Annotated in this window: 23 protein-coding genes, 1 tRNA gene and 1 riboswitch; of the genes, 12 read left to right on the forward strand and 12 right to left on the reverse strand. The window is 71.1% G+C overall.

The window, feature by feature from the left end; all coding sequences use genetic code 11:
- Positions 1–91: 91 nt before the first annotated feature.
- Complete coding sequence (locus ABZ374_RS00005; protein ID WP_360304360.1) at positions 92–460, reverse strand: GntR family transcriptional regulator; 369 nt, start codon at positions 458–460, stop codon at positions 92–94.
- A 135-nt stretch (positions 461–595) separates the two neighbouring features.
- Between ABZ374_RS00005 and ABZ374_RS00010 the strand changes: the two genes are divergently transcribed.
- From ABZ374_RS00010 to ABZ374_RS00030, 5 genes are all read left to right on the forward strand, one after another.
- A complete protein-coding gene (locus ABZ374_RS00010; protein WP_360304362.1) occupies positions 596–1,255 on the forward strand; it encodes a Crp/Fnr family transcriptional regulator in 660 nt (219 codons plus the stop codon).
- Between the two features lie 97 nt (positions 1,256–1,352).
- Positions 1,353–2,183, forward strand: coding sequence for a hypothetical protein (locus ABZ374_RS00015; RefSeq protein WP_360304364.1), 831 nt, complete (start codon positions 1,353–1,355; stop codon positions 2,181–2,183).
- Position 2,184: 1 nt separating this feature from the next.
- Positions 2,185–4,275, forward strand: a complete 2,091-nt coding sequence (locus tag ABZ374_RS00020) for a hypothetical protein (protein ID WP_360304366.1) — start codon at positions 2,185–2,187, stop codon at positions 4,273–4,275.
- Positions 4,272–5,186 (forward strand): hypothetical protein, encoded by a 915-nt coding sequence (locus tag ABZ374_RS00025; protein ID WP_360304368.1) that lies wholly within the window; start codon positions 4,272–4,274, stop codon positions 5,184–5,186. Before ABZ374_RS00020 ends, ABZ374_RS00025 begins: the two co-directional genes overlap by 4 nt.
- 199 nt (positions 5,187–5,385) lie before the next feature.
- Complete coding sequence (locus tag ABZ374_RS00030; protein WP_360304370.1) at positions 5,386–6,246, forward strand: MerR family transcriptional regulator; 861 nt, start codon at positions 5,386–5,388, stop codon at positions 6,244–6,246.
- Positions 6,247–6,319: 73 nt separating this feature from the next.
- On the opposite strand, the gene rpmG is transcribed toward ABZ374_RS00030, so the two are convergent.
- Positions 6,320–6,484, reverse strand: a complete 165-nt coding sequence (gene rpmG / locus ABZ374_RS00035; RefSeq protein WP_360304372.1) for a 50S ribosomal protein L33 — start codon at positions 6,482–6,484, stop codon at positions 6,320–6,322.
- A gap of 140 nt (positions 6,485–6,624) precedes the next feature.
- Here rpmG and ABZ374_RS00040 point away from each other — a divergent pair, with 140 nt between their 5' ends.
- Positions 6,625–7,362: a Mut7-C RNAse domain-containing protein gene (locus tag ABZ374_RS00040; protein WP_360304374.1), complete on the forward strand. Its 738-nt coding sequence runs from the start codon at positions 6,625–6,627 to the stop codon at positions 7,360–7,362.
- Positions 7,363–7,551: 189 nt separating this feature from the next.
- On the opposite strand, the gene ABZ374_RS00045 is transcribed toward ABZ374_RS00040, so the two are convergent.
- The gene (locus tag ABZ374_RS00045; protein ID WP_360304376.1) at positions 7,552–8,517 is read right to left on the reverse strand and encodes a pirin family protein; all 966 of its coding nucleotides are present in this window, start codon (positions 8,515–8,517) and stop codon (positions 7,552–7,554) included.
- 163 nt (positions 8,518–8,680) lie between these two features.
- Between ABZ374_RS00045 and ABZ374_RS00050 the strand changes: the two genes are divergently transcribed.
- The gene (locus tag ABZ374_RS00050) at positions 8,681–9,598 is read left to right on the forward strand and encodes an LLM class flavin-dependent oxidoreductase (protein ID WP_360304378.1); all 918 of its coding nucleotides are present in this window, start codon (positions 8,681–8,683) and stop codon (positions 9,596–9,598) included.
- 6 nt (positions 9,599–9,604) lie between these two features.
- Here the strand turns inward: ABZ374_RS00050 and ABZ374_RS00055 are convergent, their stop codons facing one another.
- From ABZ374_RS00055 to ABZ374_RS00065, 3 genes are all read right to left on the reverse strand, one after another.
- Entirely contained in the window at positions 9,605–10,165 is a 561-nt protein-coding gene (locus tag ABZ374_RS00055) for a hypothetical protein (protein ID WP_360304379.1), read from the reverse strand.
- 209 nt (positions 10,166–10,374) lie between these two features.
- Positions 10,375–10,572: a hypothetical protein gene (locus ABZ374_RS00060; RefSeq protein ID WP_360304381.1), complete on the reverse strand. Its 198-nt coding sequence runs from the start codon at positions 10,570–10,572 to the stop codon at positions 10,375–10,377.
- Positions 10,573–10,673: 101 nt separating this feature from the next.
- A complete protein-coding gene (locus ABZ374_RS00065) occupies positions 10,674–11,873 on the reverse strand; it encodes a helix-turn-helix transcriptional regulator (protein ID WP_360304383.1) in 1,200 nt (399 codons plus the stop codon).
- 424 nt (positions 11,874–12,297) lie between these two features.
- Here ABZ374_RS00065 and ABZ374_RS00070 point away from each other — a divergent pair, with 424 nt between their 5' ends.
- Entirely contained in the window at positions 12,298–12,942 is a 645-nt protein-coding gene (locus ABZ374_RS00070; RefSeq protein ID WP_360304385.1) for an RICIN domain-containing protein, read from the forward strand.
- Positions 12,943–12,952: 10 nt separating this feature from the next.
- Here ABZ374_RS00070 and ABZ374_RS00075 read toward each other — a convergent pair whose 3' ends face one another.
- From ABZ374_RS00075 to ABZ374_RS00095, 5 genes are all read right to left on the reverse strand, one after another.
- Positions 12,953–13,300 (reverse strand): hypothetical protein, encoded by a 348-nt coding sequence (locus tag ABZ374_RS00075; protein WP_360304387.1) that lies wholly within the window; start codon positions 13,298–13,300, stop codon positions 12,953–12,955.
- A gap of 90 nt (positions 13,301–13,390) precedes the next feature.
- Entirely contained in the window at positions 13,391–14,164 is a 774-nt protein-coding gene (locus ABZ374_RS00080) for an ABC transporter ATP-binding protein (RefSeq protein WP_360304389.1), read from the reverse strand.
- Positions 14,161–15,318, reverse strand: a complete 1,158-nt coding sequence (locus tag ABZ374_RS00085) for an iron ABC transporter permease (protein ID WP_360304391.1) — start codon at positions 15,316–15,318, stop codon at positions 14,161–14,163. Before ABZ374_RS00085 ends, ABZ374_RS00080 begins: the two co-directional genes overlap by 4 nt.
- A complete protein-coding gene (locus tag ABZ374_RS00090) occupies positions 15,315–16,304 on the reverse strand; it encodes an ABC transporter substrate-binding protein (RefSeq protein ID WP_360304393.1) in 990 nt (329 codons plus the stop codon). Before ABZ374_RS00090 ends, ABZ374_RS00085 begins: the two co-directional genes overlap by 4 nt.
- A gap of 155 nt (positions 16,305–16,459) precedes the next feature.
- A riboswitch (cobalamin riboswitch) is annotated at positions 16,460–16,699 on the reverse strand.
- 85 nt (positions 16,700–16,784) lie between these two features.
- Complete coding sequence (locus tag ABZ374_RS00095; protein ID WP_360304395.1) at positions 16,785–17,588, reverse strand: DeoR/GlpR family DNA-binding transcription regulator; 804 nt, start codon at positions 17,586–17,588, stop codon at positions 16,785–16,787.
- Between the two features lie 172 nt (positions 17,589–17,760).
- Here ABZ374_RS00095 and galT point away from each other — a divergent pair, with 172 nt between their 5' ends.
- The 3 genes from galT to galK are packed head-to-tail and all read left to right on the forward strand — an operon-like array spanning position 17,761 to position 20,944.
- Positions 17,761–18,867, forward strand: a complete 1,107-nt coding sequence (gene galT, locus ABZ374_RS00100) for a galactose-1-phosphate uridylyltransferase (protein WP_360304397.1) — start codon at positions 17,761–17,763, stop codon at positions 18,865–18,867.
- 5 nt (positions 18,868–18,872) lie between these two features.
- Complete coding sequence (gene galE / locus ABZ374_RS00105; RefSeq protein WP_360305426.1) at positions 18,873–19,838, forward strand: UDP-glucose 4-epimerase GalE; 966 nt, start codon at positions 18,873–18,875, stop codon at positions 19,836–19,838.
- Positions 19,835–20,944 (forward strand): galactokinase, encoded by a 1,110-nt coding sequence (gene galK / locus ABZ374_RS00110; protein ID WP_360304399.1) that lies wholly within the window; start codon positions 19,835–19,837, stop codon positions 20,942–20,944. Before galE ends, galK begins: the two co-directional genes overlap by 4 nt.
- A 336-nt stretch (positions 20,945–21,280) precedes the next feature.
- Here galK and ABZ374_RS00115 read toward each other — a convergent pair.
- Positions 21,281–21,353, reverse strand: a tRNA-Arg gene (locus ABZ374_RS00115).
- Positions 21,354–21,514: 161 nt separating this feature from the next.
- Here ABZ374_RS00115 and ABZ374_RS00120 point away from each other — a divergent pair.
- Entirely contained in the window at positions 21,515–22,567 is a 1,053-nt protein-coding gene (locus tag ABZ374_RS00120; protein ID WP_360304401.1) for a Gfo/Idh/MocA family oxidoreductase, read from the forward strand.
- Positions 22,568–22,581 lie beyond the last annotated feature (14 nt).

Raw genomic sequence — 22,581 nt, forward strand, 5'->3', positions numbered from 1 at the left:
CGCTCCCACTCCGCATCCGTCAGATCACCCCGCCCCATTCCCGGACCAACGACTCGACCGCGAGATAGTCACATGATCGACCGGACGTGTCCTAGTCGTCGTAGACCGCGTCGAACGCGGCGAGCACCGTGGCGATCGCCGCGTCGCGGGTCAGTCCGAGTCGGCGGGCGCGGTGCGCGTAGTCCAGGGCGGCCTCGCTCGCGGCCCGCTGCGCGGTGTCGCCGACGGCGGCCACGAAGCTGCCCGAGCGACCCCGGGTCTCGATCACGCCGTCCGCCTCCAACTCGCGATAGGCGCGGGCGACGGTGTTGGGCGCGAGGCCGAGTTCGCCCGCCAGACCGCGCACGGTGGGCAGCCGAGTGCCGACCGGCAGCGCCCCGCCCCGGGCCTGCTCGGCCACCTGGACCCGAATCTGCTCGAACGGCGCGACGGCGGAGGCCGGATCGATGCTGATCACCATGCCCGCGAGCCTAATGCCGAGGACGCTCTCGACACCGGATCCCGGGATCGCCGGACGGGCGGGACCTGCTCCGGCAGGGTGGGAGGTCGGCGGCGAACGGGGGCCAGGGTGGCAATGCGGACGTACGACGAGCGGTTGAGCGCTGAAGAGGTGGCCGAGTGGCGGCGGACCGGCCGGCCCCGACGGTACGCGGACGGCGATCGGCTGATGCGTGAGGGTGAGCCGGCTGCCGAGGCGCTGCTCCTGACGGCCGGGCGGGTGAAGGTGGTCAGTACGGCGGAGGACGGCCGGGAGGTGGTGCTCGCCTATCGCCACCCCGGCGAAGTGTTCGGCGAGATCGCCGCGCTGGACGGTGGCCCGCATTCGGCCACCGTGATTGCGATCGGTGACGTGCGTGCGTGGTCGTTGACCACGGATCAGTTCCTGCGCTTCCTCAATCGGCAGCCCAAAGTGGCGATCAGCCTGCTGATGGTGATGACCCGACGGCTGCGGCAGGCCGACGCACAGCGGCTGAACTACCGCGCCAGGAGTGTGCTGGAGCGGATGGCCGAGCGCCTGCTCACGCTTTCCGAGCAGTGTGGTGAGGAGGTCGGCGACGGCCGTCGACGGGTGGCGATCCGGGTCACCATGCCCGAACTCGGGGCCTCGGTCGCGGCCGGCCGCGAGTCGGCGGTCAAGTCCTTCGCCCGGCTACGTGAGATGGGCGCGGTCTCCGTCGATACCGCGCGCCGATTCGTCATCGAAGATGCCGAACTATTGGCCCGCCTCGCAGCGGGTCGGGCCGGCGAATCCTGAGCGGAGGGTAAAAGTACGCGGCGCCGCACCCCGGGGCTGCGGCACGGTGGACCCGTCGAACCCAGCGTGGTGACCACGCTCACCGAAGGGGGAATCCGTGTCCGATATGCCGTCGATCCGGGCGTTGTTCGCCGTGGACGCCGAGAAGTTCACGCACAACCAGGACGTGCTGTTGCCGAAGGTACGCGAGGCCATCGGCGCGGTGGTCCCGGAGGCGTTCGCGCAGGCCGGCCTGGACTGGGACAAGCAGGTGGCGCACGTCGACGATACGGGCGACGGTCTGATCCTGACGATGGCCGACGACCGTACACATCAACTGGTCGATGCCGTCTACTGGTTGGACCGTCGACTGCGTACCCGGGCACGCCTGCACGAAGGTCCGCCGCTCCGGATGCGAGCCGCCGTGCACGTGGGCCCGATTCATGTTTCCGACGGCTCGGGGGCGGCCAAGAACGAGCTGTGTCGGCTTCTCGACGACGCGTTCGTGCGCGCCGCGCTGCGGTCCACCAAGGGCCATGTCGCCGCGATCGTCTCGGACATCGTGTACCGCACCGCCGTGTTGGGCGGATATACGGAGGCGGTCGAACCGGGATGGTTTCGTCGGGTCGAGTCGCACGTCAAGGACACCCGGCAACTCGCCTGGGTGCACGCTCCCGCGAACGATCTGCCGCCGACTCTGGACCCGGCGCCGCCGGTCGAACCCGCACGTCCGGGCCCGGCGGGCGACCCCGCACGACGCGTCTCGACCTCGACGCACCCGGAATCCGCAGCAGGCGGGCAGCAGTTCCATATCGGTGGCAATCTGCATGGCAACAACATCGTGGGTGGGACCAACCACGGGGACATGAACTTCGGCACCGACGGCCGGGCCCACTACCCGGACCCGGAGGACGAGCCGCACTTCGGCGGCCCGGCGCGGGGCGTCTGAGGTGACCGTCTCCGACGAGCGGCCGCTCGACCCGGTCGCCTCGGCCGATGCCCATCCCACAGGTGAGGATGTCGAGGAAGTCCCGTCGAGCCGGCGGTCGCTTGATCCGGAACAGCTCGACCAGGCTTGGCAGGACGAGGAGTTCGCGTCGCTGGACGCGGCCACGACGGTGATCGTCAACTTCAATGGCACCACGGGGAACCACGTATTCGGCTCGCGGATGTTCGGGGACATGAACGCCGTGACCGGCCCCGGCACCGGGAACCGGCCTCGCCAGGCGCGGGAGGGCCCGATCTGGAAGGAGGAGAGCGATCTCGTCTGCCGCACGTTCGTGCCGCCGAAGGGATATCTGCGGGCCCGAAGCATGATGGCGCGCCATCTGATCCTGCTGACCGGCGAGGCGGAGTCGGGGAAGCGCACGCTGGCTCTGCATCTGATGCAGGATCAGTACGTCGAAAAGGTGATCGCGCTCGATCCCGAAGAGGACCTGATGACCCGCCGCATCCAGCGCGGCCGGGGCTATGTGATCGACTCGGCCGCTGCGGACCTGCTGGCCGGCTACTCCCGCAATGACCTTGAAATGTTGCGTCGACGCCTGGCCGAGCGTGACAGCGTGCTGGTGGTGACGGCAGTCGCCACCGCACCGCTGCTCGCGCTCTGGGGGCCGTGGCACGTGCCGTGCGAACGGCCGGATCCCCTCCAGGTGTTGCATAGTCATCTCGCCTACCACCTGGGACAGGATTGGGAGCGCCGGCACCTGGATCTGGTGGACGAGGACATCGCCGAACTGGTGCGCGCCGATGGCGGCCGGCCGGATCGGGCGGCCACCATCGCCGGCGACCTGGCCGATCTGGCCGATGGCAGGTTCACCAGGACCGAGGTGCTCAACGCGCTGCGCGACCGCGACCACGCTGCCGTGGACGATTGGTTGCGGGCCAACTCCGCACGCGCGGACTGGGCCCTGATGATTGCTGCGGCGGTCTACGAGGGGCAGGACTACGGCATCGTCACCGAGCGGGCGGCCGCGCTGCGTGAGACGTTGGCCGAGCATCTGCCGACCGCGGGCGGCGAACCGGCCGATGGCTGGCCGCCCCAGGCACGCGCAAGCCGGTTGAAGTCGATCCATGCGACGGCGGTCGCCGCCGATGCGACCCGAGGCGGTGCCCGCTACCGGCTTGACGTGGTCGGCTTCAACCGACCGCACTGGGCGGCATCGGTGCGGGCGCACGTCTGGGACGTGTATCCGGACCTGCGCGACCCGCTCGTGGACTGGCTGGCCACGACCCCGAGGTACCCGCCGGACGTATACCGGGTCGCGGCCCGGGCGGCCGGAGACTTCATTGCCACCGGTCGGGGGCACCGGCCGCTGGCGCCGGTGTTGCGCTGGGCCCGGGAGAACGACGCCAAGCGGGCGATGGTGGTGCCTGCGTTGCAGGCGGCGGCGCAGGATGCGGTCGTAGCCACCCAAGTGCGGCATTTGCTGGCGAGTTGGAGCCGGGACAGCACCCGCTCGGGGCTGCGGCTGATGGCGGCCCTGGCGTATCCGGGGCTGGCGTCGGTGTACCCCGGTCGCACCCTGACAGACCTGCTCCGCCTTGCTCGCACAGGGGACGGCTCGGTTGCGGCGGCGGCCCGGGAGGGGCTTGTGGCGCTGTGCCGGGACGGCATGCGCGCGGAGTCGGTGCTGGAACGAGTGGAGGACTGGGAGGAGAGCGCGGCCGCTGCGGAGGTGGCGGCAGCGCTGGTCGGTGCGGACGGCGACGGCGAACTGCTGACCGACGAGCGGTTCCTTGCCGTGATCCGGCTCGCGGTCCGCGATCGGCACGGATACGCCGTGGTGGCCCGGATGTTCGGCACACTGCTCGGCAACATCCGCGGTGACCGGGAACGCGCCACGACCCTACGGGAGACTTTCGCGCTGCTGTTTCGTCCCGGGCGCGGTTACGGACTGGAACGCCTCGCGTACGACCTGACTCGGTTGGCCTACGAGGGCCTGCCGAACGGCGAGGTGATCGATATCGGGGTCCTCGAACCCGCCATCAACGCGTTCGAGGAGCCGCCGGTACAAACGAGCGGGGGAGCAGCCACATGATCGACAACCGGTTTTCCCTGGTCCGGCCTGCCACCGGCGCGCGTGGCCTGACCTGGCTTCGCCATCGCCTCGGGCTGCGCGCCGATGAGGTACTGGTGGTCCCGTCGAGCGCGAACGCGGTGCCGACCCTTGCGGAGGTGCGCGGGGCAAGCGAGTTGTGGTGGGTGGCCACGCGCGAGTTTGCTGATATCCGCGACTTCGAACTGCGCGCCGGATCGGGCGGGGAGCGCGCGTGTCGCGTGCAGGTACAACTGCACTGGTGGGTGCACGACGCCAGGATGGTCGCGCTGCGCCGCCCGGTCGATGCGGTCTCCTTCGTCGTTCGCGATGTGGAGAATCGCATTCGCAAAGCACTGGCCATGGTGCAAGGCGCCGACGAGGGGCGACTCCAGGACGAACTCGACATTGCGCTGGCTCATCCGGCGGCGCTGGCGGAATACGGGCTCAGCTATCGACCGGTGGGTGCGTTTCTGCGGGCCGAGGAGATTCCGGACGGTGTCCGGGCCGCGCTGGAACAGGCTCGCTGGGCGGTGCCCCTGGAAAAGGAGCAACAGCGGCTCACCCGGGTGCGGCTGGATTTTCACCGCGGGCTGATTCGTGAGGGGCCGGAGGCGTTGGTCGCCTACTGGCTGACCAGATTTCCCGATCAGATCAAGGCGGTCGTGGATCATTTGGAGCACCATGGCGCGGGCGTGGCCGAAAGCACGGATCTCACGTTGAGTACGGAATTGTTGGCCCTGCTCGGCAGTGCCGACGACTTCGAGCGGAATCAGTTGCGGAAGTCGATCGCCGCCGGTCTCGCCGCCTCCGGGCCGCGCGGGGTGGGGGTGTTGCGCACCCTGGGCCTGTGGGACGACCTGGTCGAAGACGGGCCGGACGAGCCGCCGGGCGACGTGGGACCGCGCGGATAACGGCGCGGTCGGCATACGGCCACGGCGGTGAAACCGGTGGCGGTCACTCCGTGTTGCCGGATGTTTCGTCGTTCTTGGTCGGTCCCGGTCCCGGTGGCGGCCGGGGCCCGGCTCCGGTGGAACCCGGATGGTGTTGTTTGCACCTGCCGTAGCGGCATGTGGTGTGGTCGAGGCTCCACGGCACGAAAGGCTCTGTCCGATGTACCCCTCCATCACGCCTCCCCGCCGGGTCAGGATCGGTGACGCGGCCGCGTTCGCCGGGACCACCCCACGTGCCATCCGCCACTACCACGAGATCGGCCTGCTGCCGGAGCCGGAGCGAGGCGGGGACGGCCGCCGCCGCTACGGCTACGACGACATGATCCGCCTGCTGTGGATCCGCAGGATGGCAGCGGTCGGCATCAGCCTGGACGCCATGCGGACCGCGTTCGACGAAGCCCGGGACATCGAGGAGATCCTGAGCAGGCTGGAGGAGACCTTGGCGGCGGAGGAGAGCGAAATCAAACGTCGGCGCGCGGCCGTCCAGCGCCTGCAGGCGCTGGACGGCCCGCTGGGACTGCTCTCCGAACTGGTCACGGACCGGCTCGGCCACCTGCCCCCGGGCGCACTGCGCCCCTCCGACCTGGACACTCTGCTGGTCACGGAACGGGTCTTCGGCCCACTGGGCGCCGCCATCCAAGCCGGCGTGTTCATCGTGCTGGCCACCCACCCCGACCTGAGGACCGAGGACGACCGTCTCGACGCCGCCGAGGCCGCCCTCGACGACGGCGTCGATCCCCACGACCCACGCGTCGAAGAAATCGCCGTACAGCGATGCGCCCAACAAATGGCCCTGGAGCAGGCCATCGAGGCAGCCGGGCTGGATGCAGCCGAGGAGGAGCTCTTCGAGATCTACGACGCCGATCTGAAAGGGCAGGAGGACACAAGGATGAGCCCCCTCGAAGCGATCACCAAAATGCCCTACGACTTCTCTCCGGCCCGGATGCGCTGTATGGAACTCACGGCACGACTCCTCGCCGACGCCCAATCCGCGGAAGAGTTGCCACACCCCGGAATATGACGCAGAGCCGGCGGGCACGGCCGGGGCCGCGCACTTTTCGGTGCGCGGCCCCGGCTCGTCGTTGTCGTCGTGGTCAGCGTTCCTCGCGGAAGAGCACGTGCTTTCCGGCCGTCGGGTCGTACTTGCGCAGGGTCATCCGGTCCGGATCGTTGCGCCGGTTCTTTCTGGTCACATAGGTGAAACCGGTCCCGGCCGTGGACCGAAGCTTCACGATCGGACGAAGCTCGCTGCGAGCCATGCACGCCTCCCGAAGTTTCGAAGTCTGCCCCGATGGCTGCTTCAAGGCGCTCGGATGCCCGGATATTCCACGGCGCCCCCGGCCCGGTCGGGCAAGGAAACTCTCGGCGCCGGTGGGGGCGGCGGTGGGATGCTGGCCGGGTGAATCGATCGGATGTGCTGCTTCAGATCCCCGCCGAGTTGCAACAGTTCCTGCCGCCGAGGCTGCGGGGGATGCCGGTGAGCATTCCCGCCGACGGTGATTCGACGATCGGGCATCTGGTGGAATCGGCGGGACCGCCGCTGCCCGAGGTCGGCGCGCTGCTGGTGGACGGCCGGGAGGTCGGGCCGGGACACCGGCCGGTGGGCGGCGAGGTGGTGGACGTGTTGCCGATTCGGCGTCCGCAGGCCATCCCGGAGTTCGCCGACACGCCGCCGCGCTTCCTGCTCGACGTGCACCTGGGCGCGTTGGCCCGGCGGATGCGCCTGGTCGGGATCGACACCGCGTATCACAACGACTGCGACGACCCGACCCTGGTGATCCAGGCCAACGCCGAACGCCGGGTGTTGCTCACCCAGGACCGCGGCCTGCTTCGGCGCAAGAACCTGTGGTTCGGCGCATACGTCTACGGGATCCGTGCCGACGGCCAACTCGACGACCTGCTCCGCCGGTTCGCGCTGCCGCTCGCGCCTTGGACGCGCTGTACGGCGTGCAACGGCGAGCTGCGCGCGGCGACGCGCGAGGAGGTCGAGTCGGAGATCGAGGCGGGCACGTTGGACAAGGTGGACGCGTTCGCCCGGTGCCGTGCGTGCGACCGGGTCTACTGGCATGGCGCGCACGGCGGCCACCTGGACGAGATCGTGGAGGCGGCCCGACGTACGGTCGCGAGCATCGGCTGACGGCCGCGGTCGGGGCATCGACGCTCGCGCCGGCAGGCGCTGCCACGACGCACGGAACCCGCCGTTCGTCGGCGGGCCGCCGGGTCGGGCGCGGTACGGCGGCATCCGCCGCACCCGACCGCCCGCTCCGGCGGCACACCCGAGGCCGACGGGGTGTTCGCGACGCCGACGGCCCGACCCGGCCCGGGCTCAGCGCACCCGGCCCCGCGCCCGCAGCGGCACCGACGGCAACGCGGGCGCGTCCATGCGCGGAGCGTCGTAGCCGGTCACGGTGCCGAAGTCGGTCGCGTCCACCCACGCCGTGCGCGCGGCCGTGATCTCCTCGCCCGTGCGCGCCACGAAGTTCCACCACATCACGATCTCCTCGGCGAACGGCTCGCCGCCGAGCAACATCAGATCGGCCCCGTTCGCCGACCGGATCGACAACGAGGTCCGCCCACAGCCCAGATACAGCAGCCCGCCGGGAGCCAGTGGCACGCCGTCCACCTCGGCCTCGCCCGACATCGACAGCACCGCGTACTCGAAGTCCGGCTCCAGCGGCGGCCGGGCCTGCGCGCCCGGCGCCAGGGTCAGATCCGCGCCGACGAGCGGGCTGTAGGTGGTGCCCGGCGAGGTGGCCCCGTCCAGCGTGCCCATGATCACGGTCGCGGTCAGGCCGCCGCCGCTGACCACCGGCAGGTCGGCGTGGTGCTCGAAGTGCGGGTCAACGTGCCGATGCGCGTCCGGCAGCGCGACCCACAACTGGGCGCCGTGCAACAACCGGGCGTGCTCGCGCGGCGACTCCTCGGAGTGCGAGATGGCCCGACCCGAGGTCATCAGACCCAGCTCGCCGGGTCGTACGGTGGCGAGGCTGCCCAGGCTGTCGCGGTGCAGCACGCTGCCCTCGCGCAGCCAGCTCACCGTCTGGAGTCCCAGGTGCGGATGCGGCGGCACCTGCATGCCGGGCTCGTCCGCGATGTCGTCCGGCCCGTAGTGGTCCACGAAGCACCACGCGCCGATCATCCGTCGACCCAGGCTCGGCAACAACCGGCGGACCATGGTGCTCTCGCCGAGCCGCACATCGCGCGACTTCAGCAACTCGTGGACGGGTTCGCCGGGCACGTCGGCCCGGCCGCCGCACGTGGTCAGGGCCGGGTGGGTATCGAGGTTGCTCATGGCGCCAACGGTACGCGGGCCGGGAAGGCTCGTATTCGGCCCTGCGCGGCCCCCGGTTCGGGGGTGCGCTCTAGGATCGGCAGGGCTCCGGGGGCGGTGGGCACGGATGATCCCGCGCATGTCGTCGGGGCTTTCACTTTTCCGGCCCGGAGGGAAGACACGCGTGCGGCTCGGCTTCCTCACCCATGTGGCCGGCGCCGGCGACGCCCGTTCGGTCTATCGCCGGACCATCGAACTCGCGGTCGCCGCAGAGGAGTTCGGCTACGACTCGTTCTGGGTCGCGCAGCACCACCTGGGGGCGCAGGGGGCGTTGTCGCCCTCGCCGTTCGTACTGCTCGCCGCGATCGCCGAACGCACCTCCCGGATCCGGCTGGGCACCGGCGTCGTGGTGGGCCCCACGGAGCACCCGATCCGCCTCGCCGAGGACGCCGCCGTACTGGACACGCTCAGCGGCGGCCGGCTCGAACTGGGCCTCGGCGCGGGCGCCGACCCGGCCACCTCGGCCCGGTTCGGGATCGCGCACGAGAGCCGCCACGCGCGCCTGCGGGAGACCGTGGACACCGTGCTCGACCTGTTGGCCGGCGCCGAACTGGTTCCGTCGGCACCCACGCTGCGGGACCGGATCTGGCTCGGGACCGGTAGTTCGGAAGGCATCGCCTGGGCGGTCGAGCGTGGCCTCGGCGTGCTCTCGGGTCGCCGGTCCAGTGGTCCCGCCGGGCCGCTGCCGGGCGACCGCGAGGCGGCGGAACACCTGGCCCGGCACACCCCGGGGCGGGTCGCGCTGTCCCGTCCGGTGTATCCGGGGGAGGCGGGTGCGTTGGCCGAGCGGCTGAATCCGTGGATCACCCGGGGTCGGGCGGCCGGCCGGTTCCCGGTCGATTTCACGCCGGCCGACTACCTGGCAATCGGCAACATGTACACGGGTGACCCGGAATCCGTGGCCCGGTCGCTGCGGGCCGACCCCGGCTACCCGCACGCCACGGATCTGCTGTGCCACACCCAGCCCGCTCGGCTGTCGCCGGCCGAACTGCTGCCCGCGATGCGCCGGACCGCGCACGAGGTTCGACCGTTGTTGGCGTAGTCGGCGTCATGGTTTCGGGTCCCGGAGCGGGCACGCGACCCTGCGGTCGTCCAGGGTCGCGCGGATGCCCTCGCTGTCGAGCCACCGGCCGAGTCGGGTGTGCAGTTCGGCGACCTGGTCGATGGTCAGGCCGACGACCGGTGTCGGGTCCAGGCACAACCTCGGCTCGGGTGGTGCGGTGGTGGGGATCAGGTCGGGGCGGTGACGGGCGAGGTCGGCCAGGAGCACTCGGCGGTGGTGTTCCTCGACGTGGGCGACGAGGGCGGGTTCGCCGCCGATCGGGTCGACCAGGATGCGCAGGAGCAGGCCGGGACCGTCGCGGACGAGGCGGGCTCGGCCCGGTCGCGGCTCGTGGGTGGGTCGCGGGCGGAGCAGGGTCTCGGCGAGTGCGGCCACCTCGGCGTCGGTCAGGTGCACGTCGGCGCGGTCGGGTTGGCCGGCCGGCGGGTACGGCCCGGGGGCGGCGCCGACGGCGAGCCGCCAGGGGCGCGGGTGGTCGACGGGCGCGAGGTGGGCGGTCCACGCGGGCAGGGTGACGGTCGCGCCGACCGCCTCGGCTTCGGTCACGAGGGGCTCCATGGCTGGTACGGGTGATGGACGTCGACGGTGGGCGGATGGTGGCGGGGCGGGTCGGTGCCGCCGTCGGGACGGCGCGGGGGAGAGCTCCTCCGATCCCTGCCGACCCGCCCCGCGTATGGCCCGGCCCGACCGCGATCAACGACCACCGGACCGGGACGATGGCCACCCGACACACACGCCGGGCGGCGGTCGAGGGATCAGGCGTTGCGACGCGTGATCGGGCTGTTGCCGCGCCGGATCAGGTAGGCGCCGAGTTGGCGATACAGGGCGGCGGCCTCGGCCTCGGTGATGTCGGGCAGTTTTTCGCGGCCCGGGATCCGTATCCGCACCGGCTCGCGGCCGTTCCCGCCGGGTCCGACGCGCACGATGTCGTCGAGGGTCGTCTCGTCGCTCATCTCGCTCCCTGTGTCGTGGTCCCACCAGGGTGCCGTGAGCGCGGCTACGGACCGGGTACCCTCCGTACCCGGCCCGTCAATACCGGGCAAATCCGTTGCGGTCAGATCCCGATGCGGCGCGCCATCCGCAACACCGGCTCGCGGGAGGCGAGGAGGTTCCGTCGCTTCGCGGTGGTGACCATGTCGCGGACGAGCGGATGCGCATGGACGTACTCGGGCGCGATTCGATCGGCCTCCAGCAGGGCGCGCATGCTTGCCTCGTCGTCCGAGTCCTGGGCGTGGGCGCGGCCGATGTCGATGTATCGGCGCGCCTTTCGTTCCTTCGGGAGGCGCGCCAGGTCGACGCCTCGGGTCGCCTCCAACGAGGCGCGACCGTCGCCGAGTTCGAGCCGGGCCGAGACACCGAGCAGCGCGACGTTCGCCGGGCCGAAGGCAGTCTCGAAGTCGTTGCGTTCGCCGGTTCGCTCCGCCGCGCGGCGTGCCTCGGCCAAGTGCTGCTCGGCGTCCCGTCGTTCGCACCACTGCGCCGCACCCACGGCCGCGACCAGGTGCAGGGTGCCCCACAGCGACCAGACGGCCATGTCGTCGCCGAGCATGCCGTCGAGTCGATCGAGAGCTGTGCGAATGAGGGCGTCGGCCTCGGACGTGGCACCCGCCGACATGCACACCTCGGCCTGGGTCCACGTTGCGGCGAGCGACAACAACGGGCTTTCGGCATCGATCGCGGCATCGGCCGCCTGCCGGGCCGCGATCGTGGCCAGGTCGATCGCGCCGAGCTTTTTGGCCATCATCGCCGCGTCGGCGAGGCCCGAGGAGAGAAAGCCCGCAGCGGCGAGTCGCTCGTCTCCCGCCAAGCCCGCGACCGCCGTCGAGGCGTCGTCGATCAAGGCCGGGAGGAGCAGGCCCAGTTCGCCGAATCGGGCGTTCGCCCGATAGCGATGTGCGGTCAGGGTGTCCAGGTGGATATCCGCGAGATCCCGGGGTGCGCCGGTCGGTTGCCCGAGTTGATGCCGCAGGAGGGCCCGCCGCAGGGTGGGCACCGCGTCCAGCCCCCGAGGCGCGTCGTCGCGGCGTGCCTCGCGGTGGGGCGTGCCGACGAGGTCCGGCAGGGAGACGCCGAGCAGGTCGGCGATCGTCAGGATCGTGCTGAACCGGTCGAGTTGACGGCGCCCGTCCTCGACGCTGCGCATCCAGTCGGGCGATCTGTCCAGGGCCGTCGCCATCGCGCGACGGTCGATGCCGCGTTCTTTCCGGAGCGCCTTCACGCGCTGCCCGATGCTCAGATCGTGGTCGTCAACCACGGTTCCTCACCTGCCTGCCGGTCGAGCAGGAGCCTTCAAAGGCATGGCCTGCCAGTGGGAAGGTTGCCCTCGTCACGGTACGCCGAGCAGGGACGCGGCAGTGCCGGCAGCGGCGCATCCCGGTGGTCGGCACCGATGTTTTGCCGGCGGTTGGGGCAACGGGTACACCCGGTACCGAGGAGCGGCCACCGACGGCCCGCCGGAGCCGCCCTTTATGCGGATAAACGTGCAGATTTAAGCAGTCAAGGCCAATGCGCCATTCAGAGCACATGTCATTCGTGCCGGCCGGCGGACGCAAAATCATATCCACGGATGTTTTGCGCCATCACAAGATCATCCATTGACCGCACAGTGTACGAACGCTAAGTTGGCGCTGCGTGTCAATAAATAGACGAGCTTTCCCCGAAAGAAAGTGAATTCCGATATGCGAATACGCGTACTCGCCCTCGCTCTGGCGTCCGTCGCCACCAGCCTGGTGTTCGCGGCCGGCTCGTCGTCGGCGGCCACCACCGCCGAGGTGACCAGGCCCGGGCCGATTCCCGGCACGGTCACGGTCGCGGTTTCGGACCCCAACGTTCCGGCGAGGTTCCGCCAGGTCAAGCCGAGCAACGAACTTCGGGTCAACGCGGACAAATGGGTGGTGATGGAGAACCGGAACGCGCCGGGCAAATGCCTGGAGATCCGAGGCGACAGCCTGGAAAATGGCGCCGGAGCCAACCTGTGGGAATGCAACGGGTCCGACACGCAAACATGGGGCTCGAGGCATGTCTTCAACGGGCTGTACGAATTCGGTAATCTGAATTCCAGAAAATGTCTGGAAATTCGAGGCGACAGCACGGCCAACGGCGCCGAAGCCAATCAGTGGACGTGCAACGAGTCCCCCACCCAGTTGTGGATCTGGTACTGGGACAGCGTGACCAACCAAAGCATCTTCGGCAATTCGAACTCGTCCGCCCCGAACTCCAGGTGCCTCGAAGCCCTTTCCTGGGGAACCTCGAACGGCACCCCCGTCGGGCAATGGGCGTGCCACTACGGTGACAACCAGGCCTGGTACGTCTACGACGTCTGATCCACCGCCCTCAGGCCGCCGGACCGTTCTGGCTCAAGGCGAATGCGGTGGCCTGGAGGGCGACGGCGGCCAGGATCAGCGGAAGCGTGACCGCCGCGCGGCGACCACCCGGTCGCACCAGCGCGATCAGGGCCGTCACGAAGCTGACCGCGAACAGGCCGAAGACCCAGGGGAGTCGGTCCTCGTACCAGTCACGGCACGCCTGGTTGGCGCAGGATTCGGTGGCGCCGCCGAATCCGATCAGCACGAACAGGTCGGTCATCGCAAGCACGACGAACGCGAACAGGCCGACGACGAACACCGCCGCACGGGCGAAGCCGTCGCCGTTGCCGGCCGGGCCGGGAGGCGTGTAGGTCATGCGGGTCACGCTAGGCGGCGGGTCCGACGCGGGCATCCGTACAAGTACTCACTTGCGCATCCCACCGGCCGCCGCCCGGCGTTCGCACCGCTACAACACCACCACCAACGGCGTCCCGGTCCGCGGATGCGTCCGGATCTCCGTCTCGATGCGATAGACCCGCTCGATCGTCGGCGCCGTCAACACCTCCGCCGGCGTGCCGCTCGCCACCGGTCGGCCGTCGGCCAGCAGGCAGACCCGATCGCAGAACATCGCCGCCAGGTTGAGGTCGTGCAGCGCCACCAGCACGCTCACGCCCAGTCGACGGACCAACCGCAACAACCCGAGCTGGTGGTGGATGTCGAGATGGTTGGTCGGCTCGTCCATCACCAACAACCTCGGCTTCTGCACCAACGCCCTTGCCACCAAAGCCCGTTGCCGTTCGCCACCGGAGAGCGACGCGAACGCCCGCTCGGTCAGGCCGTCGAGTTCGAGCAATTCGACCGCCGCCGTCACGATCGCCCGGTCGCCCGCGTCGTCGGGGTCGAGCAGGCCCTTGTGCGCGGAGCGGCCCATCGCGACCACGTCCCGCACGGTCAGCGGGAAGTCGGTCGGCATGTCCTGGAGCACGGTGCCGATCCGCCGCGCGGCCCAGCGCGCCGAATGTGTCCACACGTCCTCGTCGTCCAGGAGCACCCGACCCGAGGTCGGTCGGTTCACCCGGTAGACGCTGCGCAGCAGGGTCGACTTGCCGCTGCCGTTGGGGCCGAGCAGGCCGACCACCTCGCCCGGTGCCACGGTCAACGACACCGCGTCCACCAGCTTTCGGCCGCCGACCGCGAAGCCGACCTCGTCCAGGACCAACCGCGCGGCGGAGCCGCTCATCGTGCCCCCGCTTCCCGGCGCGCGTCCCGGCGCAACAACCAGACGAAGAACGGCCCGCCGACCAGCGAAGTCACGATGCCCACCGGCAACTCCTGGGGAGCGAGCACCGTACGCGCCACCAGATCCGCGCAGATCGCGAACACCGCACCCAACAGCGCGGCGACCGGCAACGCCCGCCGGTGATCGGCCCCGACCAGCAGCCGCACCACGTGCGGCAACATCAGGCCGACGAAGCCGATCACCCCGCTGACCGCCACCACGACCCCGGTGAGCACCGCCGCGAGCAGGAACATCCCCTGCCGGAACCGCTGGACGTCCAGGCCCAGTGCGGCGGCGCTCTCCTCGCCGGCCAGCAGCAGGTTGAGGTTGCGCGCCTGGAGCAGCAGTACGACCAGGCCGATCGCGAGCGCGAGGGCCGGTACCAGCAGCAGCGTCCAGCGGGCCGAGCCGAACCCGCCCAGCGTCCAGAACAGCACCTGGGCGGCGAGTTGCGGATCCGGCGAGGTCAGGACGAGCAGGCTGGTCAGCGAGGACAACACGGCGCTGACCGCGACCCCGGCCAGGACCAGCCGCACGGCGGTGACCCGGCCCCCGGAGCGGGCCACCGAGAACACCACGAGCAGGGTGATCAGCCCGCCGGCGAACGCGGCCGCGTTGAGGGTGAGCGCGCCGAGCGACAGGCCGCCGACCGAGGCCACGCCCCAGCGCATCACCAGCACCGCGCCGGTGGCCGCGCCGGAGGAGACACCGAGCACGTCCGGCCCGGCCAGCGGGTTGCGCACGATCGCCTGGATCACCATGCCCACCACCGCCAGCGTCGCGCCGACGACGGCCGCGAGCAGCACCCTGGGCAGCCGGGTGTCGGCGATGATCAGGTCGTGGGCGCGGCTCCAGGACGGTTGCACCCACGCGTCCCCGCCGATGCGATGCGCGAGGATGCGCCAGGTCTCCGACCACGGCACCGGCACCGAGCCCACCAGCAACCCGGCCGTCGCCGCCGCGAACAGCGCCACGAGCAGCACGCCGACCACCAGCGACAGCCGTACCCGGCCGCCCGGCACGTCGGCCGGCGGGCCCCGGTCCGGCGGCGGCGCCGCGCCCTCCCCACGGAGCACCGCGATCCGGGCCGCCGTCGGGTCCCGATCGATCGTCATGACCGGTCGGGGTGGAGCTGCTTCGCGAGTTCCTCGACCGCGTCCACCGAGCGCGGCCCCGGCTGGGCGACGGACAGCGAGATCACCGGGAAGGCGTTCGCCAGCAGCGCGGGTACGTCGGCGAGCACCGGAGTGGCCCTGAGCGTGGTGATCTTGGCCTCCGCCGACGGCGTCACGTAGTCGTAGATCAGCACCACGTCCGGTTTGCGTTCGGCGACCTGCTCCCAGGAGACCTTGGTCCAGCGCTCGTTCAGGTCGGCGAACACGTTGCGGCCGCCGGCGCGGGTGATGATCTCGTTGAGCATCGAGTTGCCGCCGGTGGTCTGCGCCGCGTCGGCGCCGGAGTTGTACACGAAGACCTTGACCGGTGCGGCGCCCGCGAGCCGCGCGGTGACCGCGTCCAGCCGCCCGCGCAGTGCGGCGACGGAGCCTTCGGCGCGCTCGGACACGCCGAAGATGCCGCCGATGGAGCGCAGTTCGCCGTAGAGCTGTTCGAAGGTGACCGGTGCCTTGGCGCAGCCCTCGGGATTGAGGTGGGTCTTGATGTTCAGTTCGCCGAGTCGGGCGCGGGTGTGGCCGGACGACTCGGAGAAGCCGTCGGGGTAGCCCGAGTAGACGAAGTCGGGCGTGGCTTCGAGCAGTTTCTCCAGCGAGGGTTGCGCGTCGGCGAGCACCGGGATGCGCCCGTACGCCTCCCGGTATCTGTCGCCGATGGTGCGGCCCTTGAGGTACGCGGTGCCCACCATCTTGTCGGCCAGGCCCAGTTCGAGCATCAGCTCGGTGGCGTTGGAGGTGAGCGTGGCGGCGCGCTGCGGCGGCCGGTCGTAGGTCGTGCTCACACCGCAGTTGTCGGTGTCGGTGTACGGCTTGTACGCGGTGGGTGCGGGGGCGCTCGCCTTCTTGTCCTGCACCGCCCCGCCGCACGCGGTTGCGAACAGTGCGAGCGCGGCGACCGCCGCGGCCCACGAGTGTCGGCTGCGGCCCATCGGTGTCCGCGTTCGTATCGGCGTCGGCATCGTCGAAGCTCTCCCTTGCGAGTCCTCGTCGGGGGAACTCGGGAGGGAGGGAGCGCGGCGGCGGACACCGCTCGGCGCCGTCGTCCGACGGACCCGCCCGCGAGGTCCCGGAAGTCCGCGTGCGCGAGGCGAACGCGGGCGACGGCAGGTCTTCGGACTCGTGGGCGGGTTCCGCGGGCCACGGGTGCGTGGCCGGGTCGTCCTACCGGTCGCCGCTTCCCGGATCCCGTTTCACCGGGCCCAGTGCTGATGGCGACTTTCGTTCCCACTTACCGCTGCGGGGCAGTTCCGGATTCGCACCGGATTCCCTCTTGCGACACCCGGAATCGGTCGAAGCCGGGTGAACCGTTCGCAAGGGCAGCCTAACCATGGGCGCCGCGGCGGCCGAGCGAGGGTGCTTTTTCGGCTGCCGCTCGGGCGACTTCGGCTGCCGCCCGGCGACTTCGGCCGCTACTGGGCGACCAGGATCTCCAACCCGGCGTCGCGCAGCGCGTCGAGCGTGTCCCGGTCGGCCGGGCCGCTGGTGATCAGCAGGTCGATGTCCGCCAGCGGGCACACCTCGGCGAGTTCGATCCGGCCCAGCTTCGAGCCGTCGGCGACCACGACCCGACGCCCGGCGGCCCGCAACATCGCCCGCTTGGCCTCGGCCTCGGGCAGGTTCACGTTGGTGATGCCACCCGTGGGGTGCACGCCGTTGCAGCCGAGGAAGACCGTGTCCGCGTGGATGCGCTCCAGGATGTGGTCACCGAGCGGATTGATCAGCGAGTGCTGCAACGGACGCAGCGTGCCGCCGGTGACCACGACGGAGAACCGGGGGATGGCCCGCTCCAGCTCCAGCGCGATGGTCAGTCCGTTGGTGAACACCACGAGGTCGCGCAGGTCGCCGCGGTCCACCAGGGCGCGGGCCACGAACGTGGTGGTGGTGCCCACGTCCAGGACCACGCTCTCGGACGGCGACACCAGCGCCGCGGCGGCCCGCCCGATCAGCGTCTTCGCGGGCGACGCCGAGGTCAGCGCCTCCTCGAAGGACGGCTCGACCCGGGGATCGCGGCCGGTGAACATCGCACCGCCGCGGACCCGGCGCAACCGGCCCTGGCGCTCCAACACCTCCAGGTCGGCCCGGACCGTCACCCGCGAGATGCCGAACGCCTCGGCCAGGTCGGTGACCTTGGCGAAGCCGCGGTCCGCGATCGTCGCGGCCATCCGGGCGCGGCGGCCCTCGGCGGGCAGACCGTCGGTGTCGTCGTCAGGCATGGGCAGCATCTTGCGGACACCTTCCGAAACTTGTCAAACCGCAGCCGGGGCCGCCGATATGACGACGCGATTCGACGGGATTGGCAGGCATCTCGGGGTCTCAGGACTTTCCCAGAGTCTTCTCATCGCTTTCTCATTGACAAGTTTTGGAAAGCTTCGCAAAATTGGAGACATGAAGAAGACTCAGGCCGTCATGGCCGACGGTCGCGAGATCGTCTACTACGACACGCGGGACGACGCGGTCCGCACCGCCGTCGACCCGCGAGATCTCGCGCCCGTGGTGAGCGGGTCCGAGATGCGCTACGACCGACTGCTCGACGAATGGGTCGTGGTCGCCTCGCATCGGCAGACCCGGACCCACCTGCCCGCTGCCGACGCGTGCCCGCTGTGCCCGTCCACGCCCGAGCGGGCCACCGAGGTCGCCGAGGCCGACTACGAGGTGGTCGTCTTCGAGAACCGCTTCCCGTCGATGTCCGGCTCGTCGGTGTCCGGGCCCGGCGCGGTCGACCGGCCCGAACCCGGCTGGGACCGCGACCCGTTCCCGCGCCGGCCGTCCGGCGGACGGTGCGAGGTGGTGTGCTTCACCCCCGAACACGACGCGTCCTTCAAGGACCTCACCCCCGAGCGCGCGCGCCTGGTGCTGGACGCCTGGACCGATCGCACCGCCGAGTTGTCCGCGCTGCCCGGCGTCGAGCAGGTGTACTGCTTCGAGAACCGCGGTCGGGAGATCGGCGTCACACTGCCGCACTCGCACGGGCAGATCTACGCCTACCCGTTCGTCACGCCGCGCACGGCCACCATGGTCGCGAGCACGGCCGCACACCGGCACCGCACCGGCCGCAACCTGTTCGAGGACGTGCTCGCCGCGGAGCGGGCGGACGGGTCGCGGATCGTGGCCGAGGGCGAGCACTGGACCGCGTTCGTGCCCGCCGCCGCGCGGTGGCCGTACGAGGTGCACCTGTATCCGAACCGCCGGGTGCCGGACCTGCTCGCGCTGGAGGAGGCCGCGCGCGCCGAGTTCGGGCCGATGTACCTGGATCTGCTCGGCCGCTTCGATCGGCTCTTCGACGGCGAGCCCGCGCCGTACATCGCCGCCTGGCAGCAGGCGCCGGTGCGCTCGGGCCGGATCGACTTCGCGCTCCACCTGGAGCTTTTCTCGATTCGCCGGGCACCGGGCAAGCTGAAGTACCTTGCCGGGAGCGAATCCGGGATGGGTGTGTTCATCAGCGACGTACCGCCGGAGACCGCGGCGGCACGACTGCGGGAGGTCGGCGAATGAAGCTCATGGTCACCGGCGGCGCGGGCTACGTGGGCAGCGTGGTCGCCGCCCATCTGGTCGCGGCCGGACACGACGTGGTGGTGCTCGACGACCTGTCCACCGGGCATCGGGACGCGGTCCCGGACAAGGCCGCCTTCGTCGAGGGCCGGGTCCAGGACGCCGCGCGGTATCTGGACGCGTCGTTCGACGCGGTCCTGCACTTCGCCGCGTCCTCCCTGGTCGGCGAGTCGGTCACGGAGCCGGCCAAGTACTGGCACAACAACGTCGGCGGCTCGCTCGCGCTGCTGGACGCGCTGCGCACGCACGGCGTCGGCCGCTTCGTGTTCTCCTCCACCGCGGCCGTCTACGGCGCCCCCGAGGTCTCGCCGATCACCGAGGACGCGCCGTGCGCGCCGACGAACCCGTACGGCGCCTCGAAGCTGACCGTCGACCGGCTGATCACCTCGTACTGCGACGCGTACGGCCTGCGGGCGGTGAGCCTGCGCTACTTCAACGTCGCGGGCGCGTACGGCCGGTACGGCGAGCGGCACGCGACCGAGACCCACCTGATCCCGCTGGCCCTCCAGGTGCCCAACGGCACCCGCGGCTCGGTCGCGCTCTACGGCACCGACTACCCGACGCCCGACGGGACGTGTGTGCGCGACTACATCCACGTCGCCGACCTGGCCGACGCGCACCTGCTCGCGCTCGCCGCGACCGGTGCGGGCGGCGCGGCCACCGGGCACCTGATCTGCAACCTCGGCAACGGGACCGGCTTCTCGGTCCGCGACGTGGTGGACGCGGTCCGCACGGTGACCGGCTGCGCGGTGCCCGCGCACGAGGCGCCGCGCCGGGCGGGCGATCCGCCGGTGCTGGTGGCCGCCGCCGACCGGGCGCGCGACCTGCTCGGCTGGCGTCCCACCCGGACGTCGCTGGAGGACATCGTGGCGGACGCGTGGACGTTCCTGCGGGACGGCGAGGCGGGAGGATGAGCGAGTTTCGCGTCGAGGGCGTCTGGGCGGCGCCGGGCCGGGTCAACGTGATCGGTGAACACACCGACTACAACAACGGGTTCGTGCTGCCGATCGCGATCCCGCAGACCGCGCGGGCGGCCGTCGGGCGGCGTACGGACGGCCGGCTGCGGCTGGCCTCCGGGCACGCCGGGAGCGAATCGGTCGACCTGGCCGTCGCCGACCTGGCGCCCGGCGCGCTGACCGGGTGGTCCGCGTACCCGGCGGGCGTGTTGTGGGCGCTGCGCGCGGCGGGGCACGAGATCGGCGGTGCCGACATCAGGATCGACAGCGACGTGCCGGTGGGCGCGGGGCTGTCCTCGTCGGCGGCGCTGTCCTGCGCGGTTGCGCTGGCGCTCGACGATCTGTACGAACTGGGCTTGGATCGCCTTGAGTTGGCCCGGATCGCGCAGCGCGTCGAGACCGACTTCGTGGGTGTTCCGGTGGGCATGCTGGACCAGATGGCCTCGCTCGGCTGCGTCGCGGGCCACGCGTTCTTCCTGGACTGCCGCGATCTGACCGGCCGTCAGGTCCCGTTCGACTGCGCGAGCGTGGGGCTGCGGCTGCTGGTGATCGACACCCGGGCCAAGCACGCGCTCGTGGACGGCGGGTACGCGGAGCGCCGGGCCTCGTGCGAGGAGGCGGCGCGACTGCTCGGGGTGCCGTCGCTGCGCGAGCCGGCCGACCCGGACGCGGCCCTGGCGGCGCTGCCGGACGGGCCGTTGCGCCGGCGGGCGCGGCACGTGTTCACCGAGAACGCGCGGGTGTTGCGGGTGGTCGAGGCGCTGGCGGCCGGCGACGTCCGGGCGATCGGGCCCGAGCTGACCGCGTCGCACGTGTCGATGCGGGACGACTACACGATCTCCTGCCCCGAACTGGACGCCGCCGTGGACACCGCGCTGGCCGCAGGTGCCCTGGGCGCCCGGCTGGTCGGCGGCGGGTTCGGCGGCTCGGCCATCGCACTGGTCGACGCGGACCGCTGCACGGCGGTCGAGGAGGCGGTCGCGAAGACCTTCGCGGCCCGCGGCTTCACCGCCCCGCGGTTCTTCCAGGCGGTGCCGTCGGCGGGCGCGCGCCGGGACTCCTGACCGACTCCGAACCGGCTTCTCCCTCGGGCGATCACGCGACCGGCGTGGTCGCCCGAGCCGTTCCACCGGCATCGGGCGAGCCCGCTCGTTCACGTCCCGGGAGCCGTCTGTTTCCGGCCAGAACCCCGTGCGCCGCAAACACTGCGAAAGGGTGCATTGCCGACCCGTGTCGACCCCCTGTGTGGGGCCTCGGTCACCGCTCGCGCAAGCCCGGTGACGGTCCGGCACGAACGTCTGGCCGGCGTCGTGCACCGGGTCGGGCCGGACGGCCGAGCACCGGGGCCGACCTGCGCGGACGCCGCCCGGGGGTGCGGGCGGCGGACGGCGGCGTGGCGGTGCCCCCGGCAGGACTCGAACCTGCGACCAAGCGCTTAGAAGGCGCCTGCTCTGTCCACTGAGCTACGAGGGCGTGGGCGAATCAGGATCTTGCACCGGATCCGGTCGCGGCACAACAGAATAGGGCCGTGTGCATGCCTCACCGGCGTTCCGATGGTCACCGTTACCTGATCAGACGCAGTTGGCGGCCAGAATGTGATCAGAGAAGGGCCGAAACGGACAGAGGGAGGCGCAGTGGGTCCCACCAGGACTGTACTTGTCGGCTACGGCGTGGGGGGCTCGGCCTTCCACGCGCCGGTCGTCGAGGCCGTGGAGGGCCTGGAGCTGGTTGCCGTGGTGACCGGGAATCCGGAGCGCGCGGCGCAGGTGCGCGAGCGGCATCCGCAGGCCGAGGTGATCGGGACGACCGAGGAGATGTTCGCTCGCGCGGGTGACTTCGACCTCGTGGTGATCACCGTGCCGAACCGCTTCCACGTCCCGCTGGCCACCCGGGCGTTGGCGGCCGGGCTGCACGTGGTGGTGGACAAGCCGTTCGCCGGGACCGCGGCCGAGGGGCGGGAGCTGGCCGCGACGGCGACGCGCCACGGACGATTGTTGGGCGTCTACCAGAACCGGCGCTTCGACGGTGACTTCCGGACCGTGCGGCGGCTGGTCGAGGAGGGGCGACTGGGCGAGGTGCACCGGTTCGAGTCGCGGTTCGAGCGTTGGCGTCCACAGGTGCGCACCTCGGTGTGGAAGGAGCAGGCCGATCCGGCGGAGCTGGGCGGGATCCTGTACGACCTCGGGACCCACCTGATCGATCAGGCGGTCACGCTGTTCGGGCGCCCCACGCACGTGTACGCCGAGTCGGCCGCCCGGCGGCCCGGGGCGCTGGTGGACGACGACACCTTCGTCGCCCTGACCCACCCGGGGGGCGTGCGGTCGCATCTGTGGATGAGTGCGACGGCGGCCGACCTCGGGCCGCGTTTTCGGGTGCTGGGGTCGACGGCGTCGTATGTGAAGTTCGGGATGGACCCGCAGGAGGAACTGCTGCGCGCCGGCGCCGAGGTCGGTGTGCCCGGTTGGGGGACCGAGCCGCCAGCGGCGTGGGGAGTGCTGGGTACGCCCGGTGAGACCGCCCCGGTGCGGACCGAACCGGGCGCCTACCAGGACTACTACGCCGCGTTCGCGCGGGCGGTGCGTGGCGAGGGTGCGCCGCCCGTGGCGATCGAGGAGGCGGTGACCGTACTGGAGACGATCGAGGCGGCGCAGCGCTCCTCCGCCGACGGAGTGACCGTCGTGCTGTAACGGTCGTCGCGCGT

This window comes from Embleya sp. NPDC005971 (assembly GCF_040629175.1).
In the GTDB taxonomy this organism is placed as follows: domain Bacteria; phylum Actinomycetota; class Actinomycetes; order Streptomycetales; family Streptomycetaceae; genus Embleya.

Excerpts from the sequence above, each read along its gene's own strand:
- galK (WP_360304399.1), top strand. The coding sequence starts at position 19,835 with ATGAGCGAGTTTCGCGTCGAGGGCGTCTGGGCGGCGCCGGGCCGGGTC.
- ABZ374_RS00005 (WP_360304360.1), bottom strand. The coding sequence starts at position 460 with ATGGTGATCAGCATCGATCCGGCCTCCGCCGTCGCGCCGTTCGAGCAG.
- ABZ374_RS00080 (WP_360304389.1), bottom strand. The coding sequence starts at position 14,164 with ATGAGCGGCTCCGCCGCGCGGTTGGTCCTGGACGAGGTCGGCTTCGCG.
- ABZ374_RS00075 (WP_360304387.1), bottom strand. The coding sequence starts at position 13,300 with ATGACCTACACGCCTCCCGGCCCGGCCGGCAACGGCGACGGCTTCGCC.
- ABZ374_RS00090 (WP_360304393.1), bottom strand. The coding sequence starts at position 16,304 with ATGGGCCGCAGCCGACACTCGTGGGCCGCGGCGGTCGCCGCGCTCGCA.
- ABZ374_RS00070 (WP_360304385.1), top strand. The coding sequence starts at position 12,298 with ATGCGAATACGCGTACTCGCCCTCGCTCTGGCGTCCGTCGCCACCAGC.
- ABZ374_RS00025 (WP_360304368.1), top strand. The coding sequence starts at position 4,272 with ATGATCGACAACCGGTTTTCCCTGGTCCGGCCTGCCACCGGCGCGCGT.
- rpmG (WP_360304372.1), bottom strand. The coding sequence starts at position 6,484 with ATGGCTCGCAGCGAGCTTCGTCCGATCGTGAAGCTTCGGTCCACGGCC.
- galT (WP_360304397.1), top strand. The coding sequence starts at position 17,761 with ATGAAGAAGACTCAGGCCGTCATGGCCGACGGTCGCGAGATCGTCTAC.
- ABZ374_RS00030 (WP_360304370.1), top strand. The coding sequence starts at position 5,386 with ATGTACCCCTCCATCACGCCTCCCCGCCGGGTCAGGATCGGTGACGCG.
- ABZ374_RS00060 (WP_360304381.1), bottom strand. The coding sequence starts at position 10,572 with ATGAGCGACGAGACGACCCTCGACGACATCGTGCGCGTCGGACCCGGC.
- ABZ374_RS00045 (WP_360304376.1), bottom strand. The coding sequence starts at position 8,517 with ATGAGCAACCTCGATACCCACCCGGCCCTGACCACGTGCGGCGGCCGG.
- ABZ374_RS00085 (WP_360304391.1), bottom strand. The coding sequence starts at position 15,318 with ATGACGATCGATCGGGACCCGACGGCGGCCCGGATCGCGGTGCTCCGT.
- galE (WP_360305426.1), top strand. The coding sequence starts at position 18,873 with ATGGTCACCGGCGGCGCGGGCTACGTGGGCAGCGTGGTCGCCGCCCAT.
- ABZ374_RS00095 (WP_360304395.1), bottom strand. The coding sequence starts at position 17,588 with ATGCCTGACGACGACACCGACGGTCTGCCCGCCGAGGGCCGCCGCGCC.